This window comes from Amycolatopsis sp. lyj-84 (assembly GCF_046549075.1).
In the GTDB taxonomy this organism is placed as follows: Bacteria; Actinomycetota; Actinomycetes; order Mycobacteriales; family Pseudonocardiaceae; genus Amycolatopsis.
In genome coordinates, this window is the sequence record NZ_JAJPWO010000003.1 from 601,195 (window position 1) to 616,096 (window position 14,902).

The 14,902-nt window shown below is 66.2% G+C and carries 13 protein-coding genes; 4 read left to right on the forward strand and 9 right to left on the reverse strand.

The genetic code is table 11. From position 1 onward, the window contains the following. Positions 1-41: 41 nt before the first annotated feature. Both ACLJRM_RS13100 and ACLJRM_RS13105 read right to left on the reverse strand, forming a co-directional pair. On the reverse strand, positions 42-686 hold the full coding sequence (locus ACLJRM_RS13100; RefSeq protein ID WP_410663090.1) for an MAE_28990/MAE_18760 family HEPN-like nuclease: 645 nt from the start codon (positions 684-686) through the stop codon (positions 42-44). A gap of 12 nt (positions 687-698) precedes the next feature. Continuing rightward, on the reverse strand, positions 699-1,799 hold the full coding sequence (locus tag ACLJRM_RS13105; RefSeq protein WP_410663091.1) for a DUF262 domain-containing protein: 1,101 nt from the start codon (positions 1,797-1,799) through the stop codon (positions 699-701). Positions 1,800-2,796: 997 nt separating this feature from the next. Between ACLJRM_RS13105 and ACLJRM_RS13110 the strand changes: the two genes are divergently transcribed. After that, positions 2,797-3,225 carry a hypothetical protein gene (locus ACLJRM_RS13110; protein WP_101612421.1) on the forward strand — a complete coding sequence of 143 codons (429 nt, stop codon included), beginning with the start codon at positions 2,797-2,799 and terminating at the stop codon, positions 3,223-3,225. Here the strand turns inward: ACLJRM_RS13110 and ACLJRM_RS13115 are convergent. Then, positions 3,173-3,628, reverse strand: a complete 456-nt coding sequence (locus ACLJRM_RS13115; RefSeq protein ID WP_410663188.1) for a hypothetical protein — start codon at positions 3,626-3,628, stop codon at positions 3,173-3,175. The genes ACLJRM_RS13110 and ACLJRM_RS13115 overlap by 53 nt on opposite strands. A 212-nt stretch (positions 3,629-3,840) precedes the next feature. Between ACLJRM_RS13115 and ACLJRM_RS13120 the strand changes: the two genes are divergently transcribed. Continuing rightward, complete coding sequence (locus tag ACLJRM_RS13120; RefSeq protein WP_101612423.1) at positions 3,841-4,266, forward strand: DoxX family protein; 426 nt, start codon at positions 3,841-3,843, stop codon at positions 4,264-4,266. A 68-nt stretch (positions 4,267-4,334) separates the two neighbouring features. On the opposite strand, the gene ACLJRM_RS13125 is transcribed toward ACLJRM_RS13120, so the two are convergent. From ACLJRM_RS13125 to ACLJRM_RS13135, 3 genes are all read right to left on the reverse strand, one after another. Further along, the gene (locus ACLJRM_RS13125) at positions 4,335-5,042 is read right to left on the reverse strand and encodes a TIGR03089 family protein (RefSeq protein WP_101612424.1); all 708 of its coding nucleotides are present in this window, start codon (positions 5,040-5,042) and stop codon (positions 4,335-4,337) included. A 9-nt stretch (positions 5,043-5,051) separates the two neighbouring features. Then, complete coding sequence (locus ACLJRM_RS13130; protein ID WP_410663092.1) at positions 5,052-6,362, reverse strand: LCP family protein; 1,311 nt, start codon at positions 6,360-6,362, stop codon at positions 5,052-5,054. Positions 6,363-6,451: 89 nt separating this feature from the next. Beyond that, a complete protein-coding gene (locus tag ACLJRM_RS13135) occupies positions 6,452-7,999 on the reverse strand; it encodes an LCP family protein (protein WP_410663093.1) in 1,548 nt (515 codons plus the stop codon). A 151-nt stretch (positions 8,000-8,150) separates the two neighbouring features. On the opposite strand from ACLJRM_RS13135, the gene rfbB reads away from it, so the two are divergent. Together rfbB and rfbD are read left to right on the forward strand one after the other, a co-directional pair. Continuing rightward, a complete protein-coding gene (gene rfbB / locus ACLJRM_RS13140) occupies positions 8,151-9,134 on the forward strand; it encodes a dTDP-glucose 4,6-dehydratase (RefSeq protein ID WP_410663094.1) in 984 nt (327 codons plus the stop codon). 3 nt (positions 9,135-9,137) lie between these two features. Further along, entirely contained in the window at positions 9,138-10,010 is an 873-nt protein-coding gene (gene rfbD / locus ACLJRM_RS13145; protein ID WP_101612427.1) for a dTDP-4-dehydrorhamnose reductase, read from the forward strand. Positions 10,011-10,359: 349 nt separating this feature from the next. Here the strand turns inward: rfbD and ACLJRM_RS13150 are convergent, their stop codons facing one another. Genes ACLJRM_RS13150 through ACLJRM_RS13160 form a run of 3 tightly spaced genes read right to left on the reverse strand, consistent with a single transcriptional unit; the run spans position 10,360 to position 14,899 of the window. Further along, positions 10,360-11,448: a glycosyltransferase family 4 protein gene (locus ACLJRM_RS13150; RefSeq protein WP_410605479.1), complete on the reverse strand. Its 1,089-nt coding sequence runs from the start codon at positions 11,446-11,448 to the stop codon at positions 10,360-10,362. Continuing rightward, on the reverse strand, positions 11,441-13,954 hold the full coding sequence (locus tag ACLJRM_RS13155) for a glycosyltransferase (protein ID WP_410663095.1): 2,514 nt from the start codon (positions 13,952-13,954) through the stop codon (positions 11,441-11,443). Before ACLJRM_RS13155 ends, ACLJRM_RS13150 begins: the two co-directional genes overlap by 8 nt. A gap of 33 nt (positions 13,955-13,987) precedes the next feature. Next, the gene (locus ACLJRM_RS13160; protein WP_410663096.1) at positions 13,988-14,899 is read right to left on the reverse strand and encodes a glycosyltransferase family 2 protein; all 912 of its coding nucleotides are present in this window, start codon (positions 14,897-14,899) and stop codon (positions 13,988-13,990) included. Positions 14,900-14,902: the final 3 nt, after the last annotated feature.

The following is a 14,902-nucleotide window of genomic DNA, read 5'->3' on the forward strand; positions in this document are numbered from 1 at the left end:
CGGCACTCACTTAACAGAAGCCTATGTATCGAATTCTTGTTTTATCTCTGCAATAGAAATTTCTCATCTCTTACTGCATCAATCAGCTGATCGGCGTATGAGTCTAGAAGCAAAAGTACTCCATCGATTCTCTCCAACGCTTCCTCGGCTTTGAAGGCGACAAGTTCGCCATGTGCGACCTGATTTCGGCCGGCAAGCAACTTCTCATCCATAAAAGCTTGCCGCGTCTCGTAGATGGCGTGGTAACTTAAGCCTAGGCCAAGAAGTAGATCTTGGAATACGACTGACGAGAGATTGCTCTCTGTATTGATAACTTTTTCTGGAGTCACGGTGAACAGTTCTGTCCGCTTGCTGTCCATTTCCGTAAGTATGCTTGCGAGATATCGCACTTTCTCGCTTCCGCTTGCTCGCTTGAAGCAGGATATTAAGCAAGCAGCTTGGAGCTCTACGCTCAGGTCGCCAACTTTCAATTTGCGTGCAACGATCAACTTTAGGTACTTTGCGCTAGCTTCTTTGACAAAGCCTTCCCAGTGCGCGTAAGCGAACAAGATTGCACTCCGAGATATCCAGTCAATATGTCTCGGGTCGAGGCTGGACTCTTGTATCTTGAGTCGGATGCTCGTCAGTTCTCTTTTTCGTCTGGCAAGGCTGCCATGTACCTTATTTGCAAAAGCTTCGATGTCCATTGCGTGTCCCTGTCACGCAAAAAGAGTGCGACCTAATGGGATTGTTTTGCGCATTCGTTGATCGGCGCGTTGGCCAGTGGAAAATCCAGCCTGATAGCTTGGCGAACTCCAGAGTTCGTCTCTCTTGGCAATAACTTCTGCGGCGGTAATTCGAGGATTCGCGTCATAGTGGCCGATTCCCAGCGCGAGTGCTTCGAAAGCGGTTAGCGAGAAGGGGCCAATTGGGCGTTCTTGCTTGCTGTTCCAGCGTCGCAGGAGTAGGGACCCGCCAGCGTCGTATAAAAGCCTGAATGTGTTCTTGAAGATGGCACTCTCGCGCTCTCTTGCGGCAGAGTCTAACTCCACAAATTGCACTATCTCTGCGGTTAGATACTCGCCGATATTGCCGATTTTGCTCAGGTGATCCTCTTCAATATTGCGGAGCAATATGAAGCGAAGCGCCAACTCCATGTGATATTGCTCCTCTATAAGGCGGCTTGGAAGCTCGACAACTTCCTTGAAGGTCGCGTCGTCGGAAAGTTCAGTCAGCCATTCAAAGTGGGTCTTGCTGAGGCTTACAAGGAGGCAGTTCCTCAGCTCTTGCTCGGTGGCGATTGATCCGAAGGAGTTCAGCCTTTGAAAGAGGTCATACTTTGTGCGCTTGTCGCTTTCCCTTTTGATGATCTTGACGTCGATCCTCGCCCGCTTGAAGTCAAGTCGCTGAGTGGTATCTAGGCTGCTCGTGCTTGATTCAGAGGGGTCAAAGGTCATGCCGCTAATGGACTTTAAAAAGGGCCCTTCGGTGCAAGTAAATGGTTCTATTTGCTCGTTATCCTCGCCCCTCAATATTCCCATGAATTGAAAGATGGTAGACAATCTTTGGACACCGTCTACTACATCCCAGACGCCCTTTTCGTTCTGTGCCACGAAAATGCTTGGCAGCGGAATTCCTAGTAATATGCTCTCGATAAGCCGAGTTTTCTGTTCATCCTTCCAGCGGAAGATTCTTTGGAACTCGGGGTGAATATCTATTTCACCATCTCGGTATAGGTTGCTTAGCTCTCCTATGGACATAGGGTAGGCATCGGTAGCGATCTGGCGCCTGTACTTCTGGAGCTCGGCCTCAAGAGACATGGGCGGAGTCTAGCTACTGATTGTTGAAGGACGCGAGAGCTAGGCAGGCAAGCAGTAGCTGCGTTACGTGTCTCTGGTCCTGCCGAACTTGGCTCTATGGGATCAAGGCACCGCCGACGGCGGCGCACGTCACCACCCGTACGGCGGGCTCCGCCCATGCGACACGGACGGCCTGCCGCTCCGCTCCGGCCGCCGGTCGCGGCGAGCCCGCCGACGAGCAGCACCGCGCAGCGCGCCGCCGCCGACGGAGATCGAAGGAGTACTTCGGCTCAATCTCTTAGCTCACCCAGCCGACGCGCAGTGATCACCAGGAGGTCCCTCGCTTCTCAGGGTCTAACACCGGCCCGCCCGCATCAAGGCGGGAAAGCGTGCCTTGACGCGATCGACCCGGCGCTAGAGATGGCGGGGGTGAGGGAACGCAGAGTAGAGGCACAAGCGGGGGCGGGTACGGCTGAAACTAGTCGAAGACCAGCGGGCAGCGAGCCATAGTTCGGGCAGTCCCCTTCAACAGGCGCGCAGGGCGCCCGAGGCGAAAGCCGAACCGGCGAGGGTAAGCAGCGATATGGGGATCTCGCATGCGTGGTGCGCGATCGGCACCTGTGAGTCCCTGCCGAACCCGTGATTGGCGGCTGTCATGCCCAAAGTCCCGACGTGAGCCAGGCCGTCTACAGGCCGTCAGACGTCAGGTAAGGCCAAGATCCACCGTGAAGTGTCGAGAGATGGTTCAGCAGCTCAGAGGCCATTTTCAGGCAAGATCGCCAGGTGGGCCGAAACCGGCCGAAAGATTACCCAGATCTACGAAGGCACCAACCAGATCCAGCGCATGGTCATGGCACGCGCCCTGCTCAAGGGCTGATCACCTTTAGCGTTTAGTCCTCTAGTTGCGGTCCTTGCACGCGCAACTACCGCAACTAGAGGACTGAACGCGTGGGTGTGGGCCGGTGAGATGCTTCACGGAAGTACGGCGATCATGGGCCGACGGTGTCACTCTCGAAGGATGTTCTGGTCCGCACCGGTGTCGTGGACACCGCACGACGAAGCCGAGCTGATCGCCGGCTGGCGGTTGTGGCTCGAGCTCGGGGATCGCACGTGGCCGTCGGCCTCGTGGGACGGGACGGCGGCCGACGTCGTCAAACCGCTGCGCGAGCTGGTCGCGGCCTGCGACGAGATCGAGACGGGCTACCGCAAGGCCGTCGAGGAGCCCTCCGACGAGTTCATCCGGATCATCCAGTTCCTCGTGTGGACCGTCAGCACGGTGATCGAGCTGTGGGCCGACGACGAGGTCCCTCTCGACGCCGAGCGGATCGCGTTGCTGCACGCGGATCTGGCCGGTTTCGCCGAGCAGGCCGAGCGGGTGCTCGCGGTGCTGGCCGTCAGCGGGGGCTGGACGGGTCTGGCCGCGGAGCATCGGCGGACGGATCGCTGAGCGATTCCGGTTTCTCGGCCCACGCGAACCGCGAGCCCGCGAGGTGGTCGTCCAGCGGACGGTCCAGCGAGAGCAGGGTCACCGGGCTGCCGAATGGGTCCTCGCCCGGCGTGATCTCATAGCCGACCTCGACCACGGACTCTTCCTTCTCGTCGGACTCGACGTCGTGCCGGGTGACGCCGTCGTCGATCGACCACGTACCGCCGAGGGTGCGGTGGAACTTCAAAGCCAGTTTGCCGGGGGTGAACGCCGCCCACGTGTAGCGCGACACGGTGAACTCGGTGCTCCAGCTCGACCAGTAGAGCCATCCGGAGCCGTCGCCGCGGAACGCCAGTTCGGCGGACTCGACATCGCTCGGATACAGCATGCGGTCCGACCAGAGGCCGATCAGACGTTCATCCATCACCCAGGAGATTGTGCCCGCCGGGCGTACCGGGCGACGGCGCCGTACGGGGGAATAACCTCTGCGACCTTCCACAGAGGACATGCCGCCGACCGTGTCCGGTTCCTGTCGGGTACCTGTCGATCACGCTCCGGAGGTGCCGCCGGAGGCGTTCGGTGCCCTACCGTGATCCGGGTAAGTTGAATATTCACCGACCAGAAAGCTGATACCCGATGTTCGCTCGTTTCAAGGATGTCGCCCTCCTGCTGGGCCGGATCGGTGTCGGTGTGGTCTTCCTCGCACACGGCCTGCAGAAGTGGGAAAACGGGATCGACGGCACCGCGAAGTTCTTCGAGCAGACAGGCATCCCGCTGCCGACGCTCGCGGCGATCTTCGCGATCGCGGTGGAGATCGTCGGAGCCATCTTGTTCATCGTCGGTTTCCTGACGCCGCTGGTGGGTCTCGGCTTCGTCGTGGTCTCCGTCGGTGCTCTGCTCTCGGTGCACCTCGACAACGGCCTGACCGGTCAGGGCGGTTACGAACTCGTCCTCATCCTGGCGGTGGCCGGGCTCGCGCTCGGCTTCAACGCCGGAAAACTGTCGCTCGACCACGTGCTCTTCGGACGCAAGCGTGAGGCGAAGCAGCTTCAGGACGCCTGACCTCTCGCGCACGCAATGAAGGGGACTTTCCTTGCAAAATTTGCAAGGAAAGTCCCCTTCATTGCAGCTCAGGAGGGAAGATCCGCCGTCGTCCGCTCGGCTTCGCGCCGGGAAGCGAGTTTGGCCGGATCCGCGTCGGTGACCTGGACCAGGTGCGCACCGGCCGCGAGCGGCGTCAGGAAGCCCGAGAGAATCCCTTCCTCGCCCGCCCACTCCACAGTGGACAGAACGCGGTCGTCGGCCGACAGTCCCAGGCCGGAGGCGCGGGAACGGGCTTCGGCGAGCACTTCATCCACTGTGGACGAACCCAGCGCCGGAGTATCGCCGGGAATGGGGGACAGTGGGCTGAACTGGTCACCCGAAAGCCTGGCCTCGGTCAGGTAGTCCAGGGCGCCGTCGGGTACGGAGCCGGCGGGCAGTCCGAGACCCATCGGATGCAGCGAGACGACGGCCGTCGCGGCCGCGCCGGACTCGCCGCCCGGGACGACGAACGCCACCCGCGCGCCCGCGGTCTCCGTCACCACCCTGGCGCCGCACCACCACGCGCCCAGCAGGACACCGGCGGTCTGCCAATGCGACGGCAGCACCACGGCGACCTCGTCGCCCGGTTCGACGTCGAACTCGTCGACCAGCCAGTTCGCCGTTTTGGCGGCCCAGTTCACCGTGGTCGCCACGGACAGTTCGACGCGGCTGCCCTGCTTGTCGTCGTAGTGCGTGATCAGCGGTTTCGCGGGCGACCCGAGCACGGGCCGCAGCAGCAGTTCGGTGAGGCTCACGCCTCCACGCTAGTTCACGCAGGGAACGCTCGACGCGGCGAGAGCCGCACCGGGGGCGCTGCCTCCACCGCCGCGGCCCACCAGCCCGGACACGAAGGTCCGCACGGCGGCGGGGTCGATCTCGACGATGCTCTGCCCGTCCGCGCTGCGGCCGTTGATGTTGATCACCGGGATGGTCGTGAACGTCAGGTCGCCCGACGCGATCCCCTTCGCCTGCTGCGCGAACTCCAGCAGGTCCAGTCCTTCGTCCAGGACGATCGACCGGCGCACGACGTCCATCAGGCCGCTCATCGTCGACGGGCTGGTCAGTGTGCCCGCCGAGAGCACCTGGTTCAGCGCCGAGGACAGGAAGGTCTGCTGCCGCACGATGCGGTCGAGGTCGCCGCGCGGCAGGTTCTTCCGTTGCCGCACGAAGGAAAGCGCCTCGCCGCCCGAGACGGTCTGTTCACCGCGCCGGAAGTTCGCGCCGGAGTCCTTGTCCTCGGTCGAGTGGTTCAGGCAGACCTTGACACCGCCCAGCGCCTCGGTCAGCAGGTAGAACCCGAGCAGGTTGACCTCGGCGTAGTGGTCGATGCGGATCTGCGTCAGGTCCTGAACGGTCTGGACCAGTGCCTTGCGGCCTTCCTGGTCGGAATCGCGTTCGAGTTTCGCCTGGTCGGGCTCGCCGCGGTGCGCGTTGGCGTAGTTGGCCTTCGCGACCCCGTACGCCGAATTGACCTTGTTCGGCCCGCGGCCGGGGATGTCGGTCCACGTGTCGCGCGGGATCGAGACGCCGGACGGCTTCGCGCCGTTCTTCGGGATGCGCAGGATGATGATGGTGTCGGTGTTGACGCCCGGCTTCTCTTCGGTGCGCAGTTCCTTGAGGACCTTGAGCGGCAGCGGATTGCCCTGCGCGTCGGTGCGGGCGTCGCTGCCGACCAGGAGGATGTCGTTCGCGCCGTCGTCGGCGGGTGGCGCGGCGGGGTCGTCCGGCTTGCTCAGCGCGTTCGTCGTGGGGACGTTCTTCTGCAGCTGGTCCTTGGTGACGTAGGCGTAGCCCGTCGTGCCGAGGGCGAGCAGCGAGACGAGGCCGACCGCGATCCGGCGGGTGACCCGGCCGGCGCGGCGCAGCGGGCGTTCGGGCACGGCGAGCACACCCGAGACCGCTTCGTCCTCGGGCGGGACTGACGGCTGGGGGAGTGGGTTCCGCGGGTACGGCGTCGGGACGAACCGGGACTTTTCGTCACTCTCGGTGTCCGAAGCGGTGTCGTCTTCCGGCTCCGATTCCTCGGTGTCCAAATGCTCAAAATGTTCATCGAGGTCCTTGTCCTCGCTGCCCATCCCTGTTCACCTCCCCTGGCGCTGCCTCTGGTCCGATCGTAGGAGAAGGCTAGGCCACCGGTAGGGCGGCCACGCTGAGTACCCGGACATTAATTGACGCAGGGCACATTGCCCGCGACGATCGGCGTCGTGGTGGGCGCCGCCGGAGCGCTGGAGGGCGGCTGAGCCGGCTGCGAGGGGGGCGACGTCTTCGACGGGGCCGTGGTCGCGCCGCCAGGGCCGGCGGAAGCGCCCTTGAAGTCCTTGCCGAGCAGGACCCGCACCTTGCCGGGGGCGACGTCGCGATCCGCTTCGGTCTGGATCGTGGTGCCGAAGACCTGCTTGATCAGGGCCAGCGCGTCTTCGTCGCCCGGCGCGTAGCGGACGACCGTGGAGTTGCGGGTGCTGAGCTTGCTGTCGGGCGCCAGTTTGAAACCCTTGCCCTGCAAGAGGTTCCGTGTCTCGGTGGCCAGGGCGGGGGAGCCGGAACCGTCGAACAGTTCGACGGTCACCGCTTCCGCGCCCGGCAGCTTGGCCGGGGTCTCGGTGGGCGCGGTCTGCCCGTCGGAGGTCAGGCGGGTGACCTCGGCCTGCACCTGCGCCGGGTCCACCCGGAGCACGGCGGCGCCGCCGATGTTCGCGTCGCCCTGGGTCGGGATCGTGTGGAACTCGACGTTGCCGCTGGTCAGCCCGCGCATCTGGGCGGCGAACTCCGGCAGGTCCCAGCCCGCCGACAGCACGACCGACTTCTTCACGGCGGCGATCAGGTCCGAGATCTTCGCCGGGTTGATCAGGACGTCGGAGGAGAGGACCTTGTTCGCCAGCCCGGACAGGAAGGCCTGCTGCCGCGCGATCCGGTCCAGGTCGCCATTCTGCAGGTCGTACCGCTGACGGACGAACGCGAGCGCCTGGACGCCCTCGACGGACTGCCGTCCGGCGGGCAGGTCGACGCCGGACTTCTTCTCCTTGACCGGGCCGTTGAGGCAGACCTCGACGCCGCCGATCGCCTTGGTGATCTCGTAGAAGCTCGACAGGTTGACCTCGGCGTACCGGTCGATCATCTTCGGCTTGCCGATGAACTTCTCGAGCGTCGCGATCAGGTTCTTGCGGCCGGCGTCCTTGGCCTTGGCGTCGACGTCCTTGAGGTTCGAGTTGCCCTGCTGCTGCAGCGTCTTCGACGTGTCGTTGTAGGCGTACACGTACGCGCTGTTGAGCTTGTGCTTGCCGAAACCGCCGGTGATCTCGACCCACGAGTCGCGGGGGAAGGAGATCGCGACCGCCTTCTTACCGTTCTGGGGGATGTGCACCAGGATCATCGTGTCGGTCTGGCGCTCGCCGTCGGAGACGCCGGCGTGCAGCATGTCGAGGACCTCGCGCGGCAGCGGGTTGCCCTGCGCGTCGGTGCGGCTGTCCTGGCCGACGAGGAGGATGTCGATCGCGCCGTCCAGCGGTTTCGCGGGCGGATGGCCGTTGTCCTCGAAGATGTTCGTGGTGGCGAAGCCCTGCGACGGGTCACCGATGAACTGCCAGCCCCACCAGGTCAGCGCCAGGATCGTGATCGAGACCAGACTGAACACGACCTTCACCCCACGGCGGGCGAACACCACGACGCCGCCGCCACGGCGCGCCGCGATGGGTGGCCCGGGCCACTCGGTCACGTGCGGTCCTCCACGAATCTCCCCAGGGCACACTCGTGCCTCGCCGGTAACTCTACTGATCCTCGTGTTAGACGTCCGTAGGCTGGTGAAAGGTTGCCCCGGTCGTGACACACTCGGCTGGTCCGGGAAGTCGTAAAAGGAGGATCACGGGATGCGGGTGCTGGTCACCGGAGGTGCCGGTTTCATCGGTTCGCATTACGTCCGGCAGGTGCTGACGGGTGCGTATCCCAGCCTTGCCGACGCCGAAGTGGTCGTGCTCGACAAGCTGACTTACGCGGGCAACGAAGCGAACCTGGAGCCGGTGAGCAAGAGCCCGCGCTACCGCTTCGAAAAGGGCGACATCTGCGACGCCACCCTGGTCAGCGAGCTGATGCGGGGCATCGACCTGGTCGTGCATTTCGCCGCGGAGTCCCATGTGGACCGTTCGATCGCCGGGGCCGCCGACTTCGTGCTGACCAACGTGCTCGGCACGCAGACCCTGTTGCAGGCCGCGCTCGAGGCCGAGGTCGGGAAGTTCGTCCACGTCTCCACCGACGAGGTCTACGGCTCGATCGACGAGGGATCCTGGGCCGAAGACCACGCGCTGGAGCCGAATTCGCCGTATTCGGCGTCGAAGGCGTCCTCGGATCTGTTGGCACGTTCCTTCTTCCGCACCCACGGACTGCCCGTCTGTGTCACGAGGTGCTCGAACAACTACGGTCCGTACCAATTCCCGGAGAAGGTCATCCCCCTCTTCGTGACCAACCTGCTCGACGGCAAGAAGGTCCCGCTCTACGGTGACGGGCTGAACGTGCGTGACTGGCTGCACGTGGACGATCACTGCCGCGGCATCCAGCTCGTCGCCGACGGCGGCAGGCCGGGCGAGGTCTACAACATCGGCGGCGGCACGGAACTGACCAACCGCGAGCTGACCGAGCTGCTGCTGTCCGCCGTCGGAGCCGGCTGGGAGAGCGTCGAGCCGGTCGAGGACCGCAAGGGGCACGATCGCCGGTACTCGGTCGACATCACCAAGATTTCGCAGGAACTCGGCTACGCACCGCAGAAGTCCTTTGAGGACGGTCTGGCCGACACGGTCGCCTGGTACAGCGGAAATCGGCCGTGGTGGGAGTCGCTGAAGAACCGTGCGGGGGCGTGACGGGTGCTGAGTGTTCTCGTACCGGGCGGATCCGGTCAGCTGGGACAGGACATCGCGGCGCTGGTGCCCGATGCCCTGACACCGTCCTCGTCCGAGTTGAACGTGCGCGACACCGGCCAGGTCATCGCCGCGGTGACCGCACTGGCGGACCGGGCACGGGCCACCGGGACGTCGCCGGTGGTGATCAACGCGGCGGCCTACACCGCGGTGGACGCGGCGGAAACCGATGAGGAGCGGGCGTTCGCGGTGAACGCCGACGGCCCCCGGGTGCTCGCCGCGGCGTGCTCGTCGCGCGGGGTGCCGCTCATCCACGTATCGACGGACTACGTCTTCGCGGGCGACGCGACTTCGCCGTACGAGACCGATGATCTGCTGGGGCCGCTCAACGCGTACGGCCGGACGAAGGCGGCCGGTGAGGACGCGGTTCTCGGATCGGGGGCCCGGTCCTGGATCGTGCGGACGTCCTGGGTGTATGGCAAGACCGGGTCGAACTTCGTGAAGACCATGGCGCGCTTGGAGAAAGAGCGCGAAGAACTGTCCGTTGTGGATGATCAGACCGGTGCGCCGACCTGGTCCCGCGATCTCGCCGCCGGGCTGCTGGAACTGGCCGGTCGCGTGGCCGCCGGCGAGGGGCCGTCGCAGCGGGTGCTGCATTGCACGGGTGGCGGGTCGACGACGTGGTGCGGGTTCGCGCGGGCGATCTTCGCGGAACTCGGCGCGGATCCGGCGCGCGTGAAGCCCTGTACGACTGCGGAGTTCCCGCGTCCGGCGGCGCGTCCGGCGTACGGAGTGCTGTCGAACGCTTCATGGCGCGAAGCCGGTCTCACGCCGCTTCGGGACTGGCATGACGCGCTGAAGGCCTACTTCGCTTCCTGACCCCTCACGCGTTTCGTCCTCTAGTTGCGGTGCTTGCGCGTACAACTACCGCAACTAGAGGACCAATTGCGGCATTGGAGCCTGGGCCACTGGCTGGTGAGCGCGTGAAGTGCTACCCAGGGTGTGTGGAAATAGGGACAGTGAGCGTCCCGGTTTCCACACACCCCTCACGTCTCCGGCGGACCGGTCACGCGGGGACTGTGTGGATTTCTGGTCATCTAACGTCCCAAAATCCACACAGTCGGCGTCAGAGGTCCGGCGTCGCGCAGACCTCTCACGCGTTTAGTCCTCTAGTTGCGGTACTTGCGCGTACAACTCCCGCAACTAGAGGACGAACGCGGCGGGGAAGTCAGTGCGTGGTGCTGGCCTTGCGGTAGGCGGCGACGGTGAGTTCGGCGCACGCGCGCCAGGTGAAGTTCGCGACGTGGGCGCGGCGCGCGGCCGAGGTGGCGACGGCGTGCGGGTCGCTGACGGCGATCCGCAGTGCCTCCACGAGCCCGTCGACGTCCTCGTAGGGGACCAGGCTCGCGCAGTTCCCGGCGACTTCGCGCAGCGCCGGGATGTCCGTGCATACCACGGGCACGTCCGACGCCATCGCTTCCAGCACCGGGAGCCCGAAACCCTCGTCGCGCGACGGCAGCACCAGCGCGCTGGCCCCGGCGACGACCCGCCGCAGGTTCACGTCCGACAGGTAGCCGACGTGCCGCGAACGGTCGCCCACGGAGAACTTGCCGGGGCCGACGAACACCAGTTCCGGCAGGTCCGGCGCGGCCTCGTGGGCCTGCTGAAGCCAGTGCAGGCCCTTGCGGGGGCCGGGGGCACCGGCGAAGAGCAGGTACTTGTCCGGCAGGCCGAGTTCCTTGCGGCGTTCCTTGTCCGGCGGGCGCGCGGTGAACCAGGCCGGGTTCACCCCGAGCGGGGTGACCACGATCTTGCGGCGGTCCACGTCGAGCCGTTCGGCGACCTGGTCGGCGACGGCGTTCGTGGGCGTGCAGATCACGTCGGAGAGCCGGGCACCCCGGCGGACCAGTTGCGGGAGCTCGTGATCGCTCGGCGCGAGTTCCTCGGGAGCGTCCAAAAAGGCCAGATCGTGGATCGTCACCACACCCGCCGCGCGGAACCGGCCTGGCAGCACGAAGTTGGTGCCGTGCACGACGTCCGTCGGCCCGGCGAACAGTTCCACCGGCGGTAGCTGCGACCGCAGCCACGTCTTGCGCAGCAACCGTGCGGACACCGGCATCCCGCGGGCCCGGACGCCGTGCGGGAGCACGTGCCGCAGCCGTCGCCAGCCGCGCAAGGTGAACGCCACCGCGCGAGTGTCCACTTCGGACATCGAAGCGAGCTCTTCGGACAGCGCGACCGTGTACCGGCCGATACCGGTCCTGGCACCGAGAAGCGGGGTCCCGTCGAGCAGGACGCGTAAGGGGCGATCAGCCACGGCCGAGCCTCTGCTTGGCGACCTTGAGTACCCGGCCGCCGACGCGCCGCACGAGTTCCTTCGGGCCGCCGTCGGCGAGGTACTCGCGGATCAGGTCGGCGTCGCGGCGCAGCATTTCCTTGCCCCGCACCGGCGCGGTGACCACGAGGTCCGCCGAACCGGGCAGCCGGTCCGCGGCGGGCCTCGGGTTCCGGCAGAACTCCACCAGCGGTTTCAGCGCTTCCGGCCAGGCGTAGCGCTGGGCGACGGCGGCCATCCGCTCGACGCAACCCGCCGCGAACTCCTCGTCGTACAACGCCTTTTCCAGCGCGTCGGCCAGCGCGTCCACGTCCTCGGCCGGGACGACGACGCCGAGCCGTTCCTCACGGACCAGGTCGGCGAACGAGTCGCCGTCGGTGGTGACGATCGGCAGGCCCGCCCACAGGTAGTCCAGCACCCGGGTGCGGAACGCGAACGTCGTCTCGACGTGTTCGTAATGCGTGGTGACGCCGCAGTTCGCGTCCAGCAGCCAGTTCTGGCGATCCTCGTACGGCACCCACTGCTGGTTGAAGAACACGTGCTTGCCGGTGAGCCCGAGCGTTTCGGACAGCAGCATCGTGCGCGCGCCGATGTCCATCTCGGTGACCTCGGGGTTGGGATGCTTCATCCCGAGGAACACCAGGCGGACGTCACCGCGGCGCTGCCGCAGCCGGTCGATCGCCCGGACCAGGGTGAGCGGGTCGAACCAGCTGTAGACCCCGCCCGCCCACAGCACGACGTGATCGGTTTCCCCGATACCGTCCAAAGTGGACCGGAGGCCGGGGCCGGTGCGGACCGGCGCTTGCGGCGAGAGGCCGAACGGGACGATCGAGAGCAGCGACTGGGTGGTCGGATCGGCGTCGTACAGCCGCGGCGAGAGCCTGCCCATCGCGGCGAGGTGCCCGAGCCAGAAGTGGCGCTGCCGTTCCGACGCGCACAGGAAGAAGTCGCCGCGTTCCAGCTGCGCGTCGAGGACTTTGGTGACGCCGATGAGGTCGAGCGCGCGTTTGTCGTCGGGGACGCCCTTGCCCTGTTCGAGCAGTTCCAGGTGCATCGGGTCGTACAGGTCCGCGACCACGATCTTGTGCGCGTACTGCTTCTTGAGCGAGGGCGCGAGTTCGAGCACGTGGCCCTGCAGGACGATGATGTCGGCCCAGGCGATCGGTGCTTCCAGCTCGCGCCGGGTCGCCGCGCTGACCCGGAACGGCGCGGGCGGCGGGTCGGCGAGGGGGTTCACCGTCACCAGGTGGACGTCGTGCTCGGCGGCCAGGGTCGCGGAGATGTTCCACGCGCGGATCGCCGGGCCAGCCATTCGTTCGGTGATCGCGTCGCCGGTGATCACCAGTACCTTGCGGCGCTGGCCGAAGATCGCGTCGATGCCGAACGTCTCGACCAGGATGTCGTGCGCGGCGAGATAGCGCGGCAGCGGATACGCGGGCTCCAAGGGCTTGCGCAGCAAGGGAAGCAGATCGGCGTCGGTGCGGACGCGGGCGGCCTGCTCGGCCGCGCGGGACTCGGCGAGCGACGGCAGCAACTCGACGAACTGGTCGATCGCCAGCACGCCGGCCAACGTCGTCCGCGGCACCTCGACCGGGCCGGTTTCGGCCGGGCCGACGCCCCGGGCGAGATCGAACTGAGTGGCGTCGAGGTCTCCGCGCGCTGTCGCCCGGCGGACGGCCAGCGCCAGTGCGGCGGGCAGCGCGCGCGAGAGGGTCTCGTCGGAGAGGTTCTTGTACAGCGCCGCCAAAGCGTTGCGCTCCAGCAGGAACGTCTCGCGACCCGAATCGGGTGTGTCCACTGTGGACATCGTGGCGTGGTGCTTGTGATAGGTCAGCGACTCCGGCACGTACCGCACGCGCCAGCCGCGCAGGTTCAGCCGCCAGCCGAGGTCGACGTCCTCGTAGAACATGAAGAACCGCTCGTCGAACCCGCCGAGTTCGGCGAACACCCCGGCGCGGACGAACATCGCCGAACCGGTCGCGAACAGGACGTCCTTCGCGATCTCGTGCTCGGCGGCGGGGACGTCGGCCAGCGGGCTGCCCGCGTGGCGTTTGTAGCCCATGCCGAACCAGGTCAGGCCCGCGTCGACGAAGTCGGTGCCGGTGCCGTCCCAGTCGAGGACCTTGCTGGCCACCGCGGCGACCGTCGGCTGCGCGCGCAGTTCGGCGACGGCCGCGCCGACCCAGCCGGGCGCCGGGCGGGCGTCGTTGTTGAGGAAGGCGAGGACGGTGCCGGTGGCGTGCTCCGCACCGAGGTTGCAGCCGCCCGCGAAACCGGAGTTCACCGGGGACTCGACGAGCTTGACGCCCGGAGCGGCGGCCTTGATCTCGGCCACGTCGTTGCTGCCCGAGGCGTTGTCGACGCAGATGACCTCGAGGTTCGGGTAATCGTGTTCAGCGAGCGCGCGCAGGCAGGTGACGGTGTCGGCGGCTCCTCGATAGTTCACCACGACCACCGAGACGACCGGTTGCGTTTCCCCCTGCGCCAAAGTCGTGCTCCCTGCTACTCGAATGGCCCAAGCTTAAAGCCCGGCCCACGCCTCCCAGACCGCGCCTCGGTCGAGCGCCGCGCGGCGCCCGACGGCCCGCCGCTCGAACAGCGTGCGCGGCAGGCGGGCGGCGACGGCGCCCAGGACCCGGCATCGGAGGCTCAGACGGAAGTTCGGGGCCGCCGGTTTCCCACGGAGAGGGAGGATCACGGTCAGCGCGGCGAACTTCACCAGCTGGCGGATCGCCACCGCGCGCGGAGCGCACCGGAGGAGGGTCAGCAGGCGGTTGCGTTCATTCCACAGGTGGAACTGGACCGAACCCGGCTGAGTGCTCGCGCCATGCAGGTGGGTGACGTCGGCTTCGGCGCCGACGACGTCCCAGCCCGCGAGGCGGAGGCGCCACGCGGTGTCGGTGTCCTCGTAGTAGCAGAAGTAGGAGGCCGGGACGCCGCCGATGGAACGGAGCGCCTCCACGTCGAGCACCGCCGCGCCCCCGCAGAAGCCGAAGACCTCGGCGGCGGGTTCGGGCAGGTCCGCGCCGTGCCCGTCGGCGGTCAGGCGGACGCCGGTGGACTGGACGGTGCCGTCGGCCAGCGTCAGCCGCGCGCTCACGGCCGCGGCGAGCGGGGCGTTCCCGAGGGTGTCTTCGCAGGTCGCGAGCCAGTCCGGGGTGGGCGCGGCGTCGTCGTTCAGCCACGCCATCAGCGGGGTGTCCACTTTGTCCAGTGCGGCGGCGATGGCACCCGCATAACCGGTGTTGCGCCGCAGGCGGAGCACCTCGGGTTTCGACGGGTGGGCGGCGAGCAGCGCGGCCGTCCCGTCGTCGGAGGCGTTGTCGACGACCAGGGTGCGGTGCGGACGGGACTGCGCCGCGAGGGCGTCGAGGCAGTCGGTGATGTGCGCGGCGCCGCGCCAGGTGACCACGACGACGGTGGTGCTGGTCATGCC

Bases quoted from the DNA above. Each gene is read 5' to 3' on its own strand.
- ACLJRM_RS13130 (WP_410663092.1), bottom strand. From the start codon at position 6,362: ATGGGCAGCGAGGACAAGGACCTCGATGAACATTTTGAGCATTTGGAC.
- ACLJRM_RS13120 (WP_101612423.1), top strand. From the start codon at position 3,841: ATGTTCGCTCGTTTCAAGGATGTCGCCCTCCTGCTGGGCCGGATCGGT.
- ACLJRM_RS13160 (WP_410663096.1), bottom strand. From the start codon at position 14,899: ATGACCAGCACCACCGTCGTCGTGGTCACCTGGCGCGGCGCCGCGCAC.
- ACLJRM_RS13110 (WP_101612421.1), top strand. From the start codon at position 2,797: ATGTTCTGGTCCGCACCGGTGTCGTGGACACCGCACGACGAAGCCGAG.
- ACLJRM_RS13105 (WP_410663091.1), bottom strand. From the start codon at position 1,799: ATGTCTCTTGAGGCCGAGCTCCAGAAGTACAGGCGCCAGATCGCTACC.
- ACLJRM_RS13115 (WP_410663188.1), bottom strand. From the start codon at position 3,628: ATGGATGAACGTCTGATCGGCCTCTGGTCGGACCGCATGCTGTATCCG.
- ACLJRM_RS13100 (WP_410663090.1), bottom strand. From the start codon at position 686: ATGGACATCGAAGCTTTTGCAAATAAGGTACATGGCAGCCTTGCCAGA.
- rfbB (WP_410663094.1), top strand. From the start codon at position 8,151: ATGCGGGTGCTGGTCACCGGAGGTGCCGGTTTCATCGGTTCGCATTAC.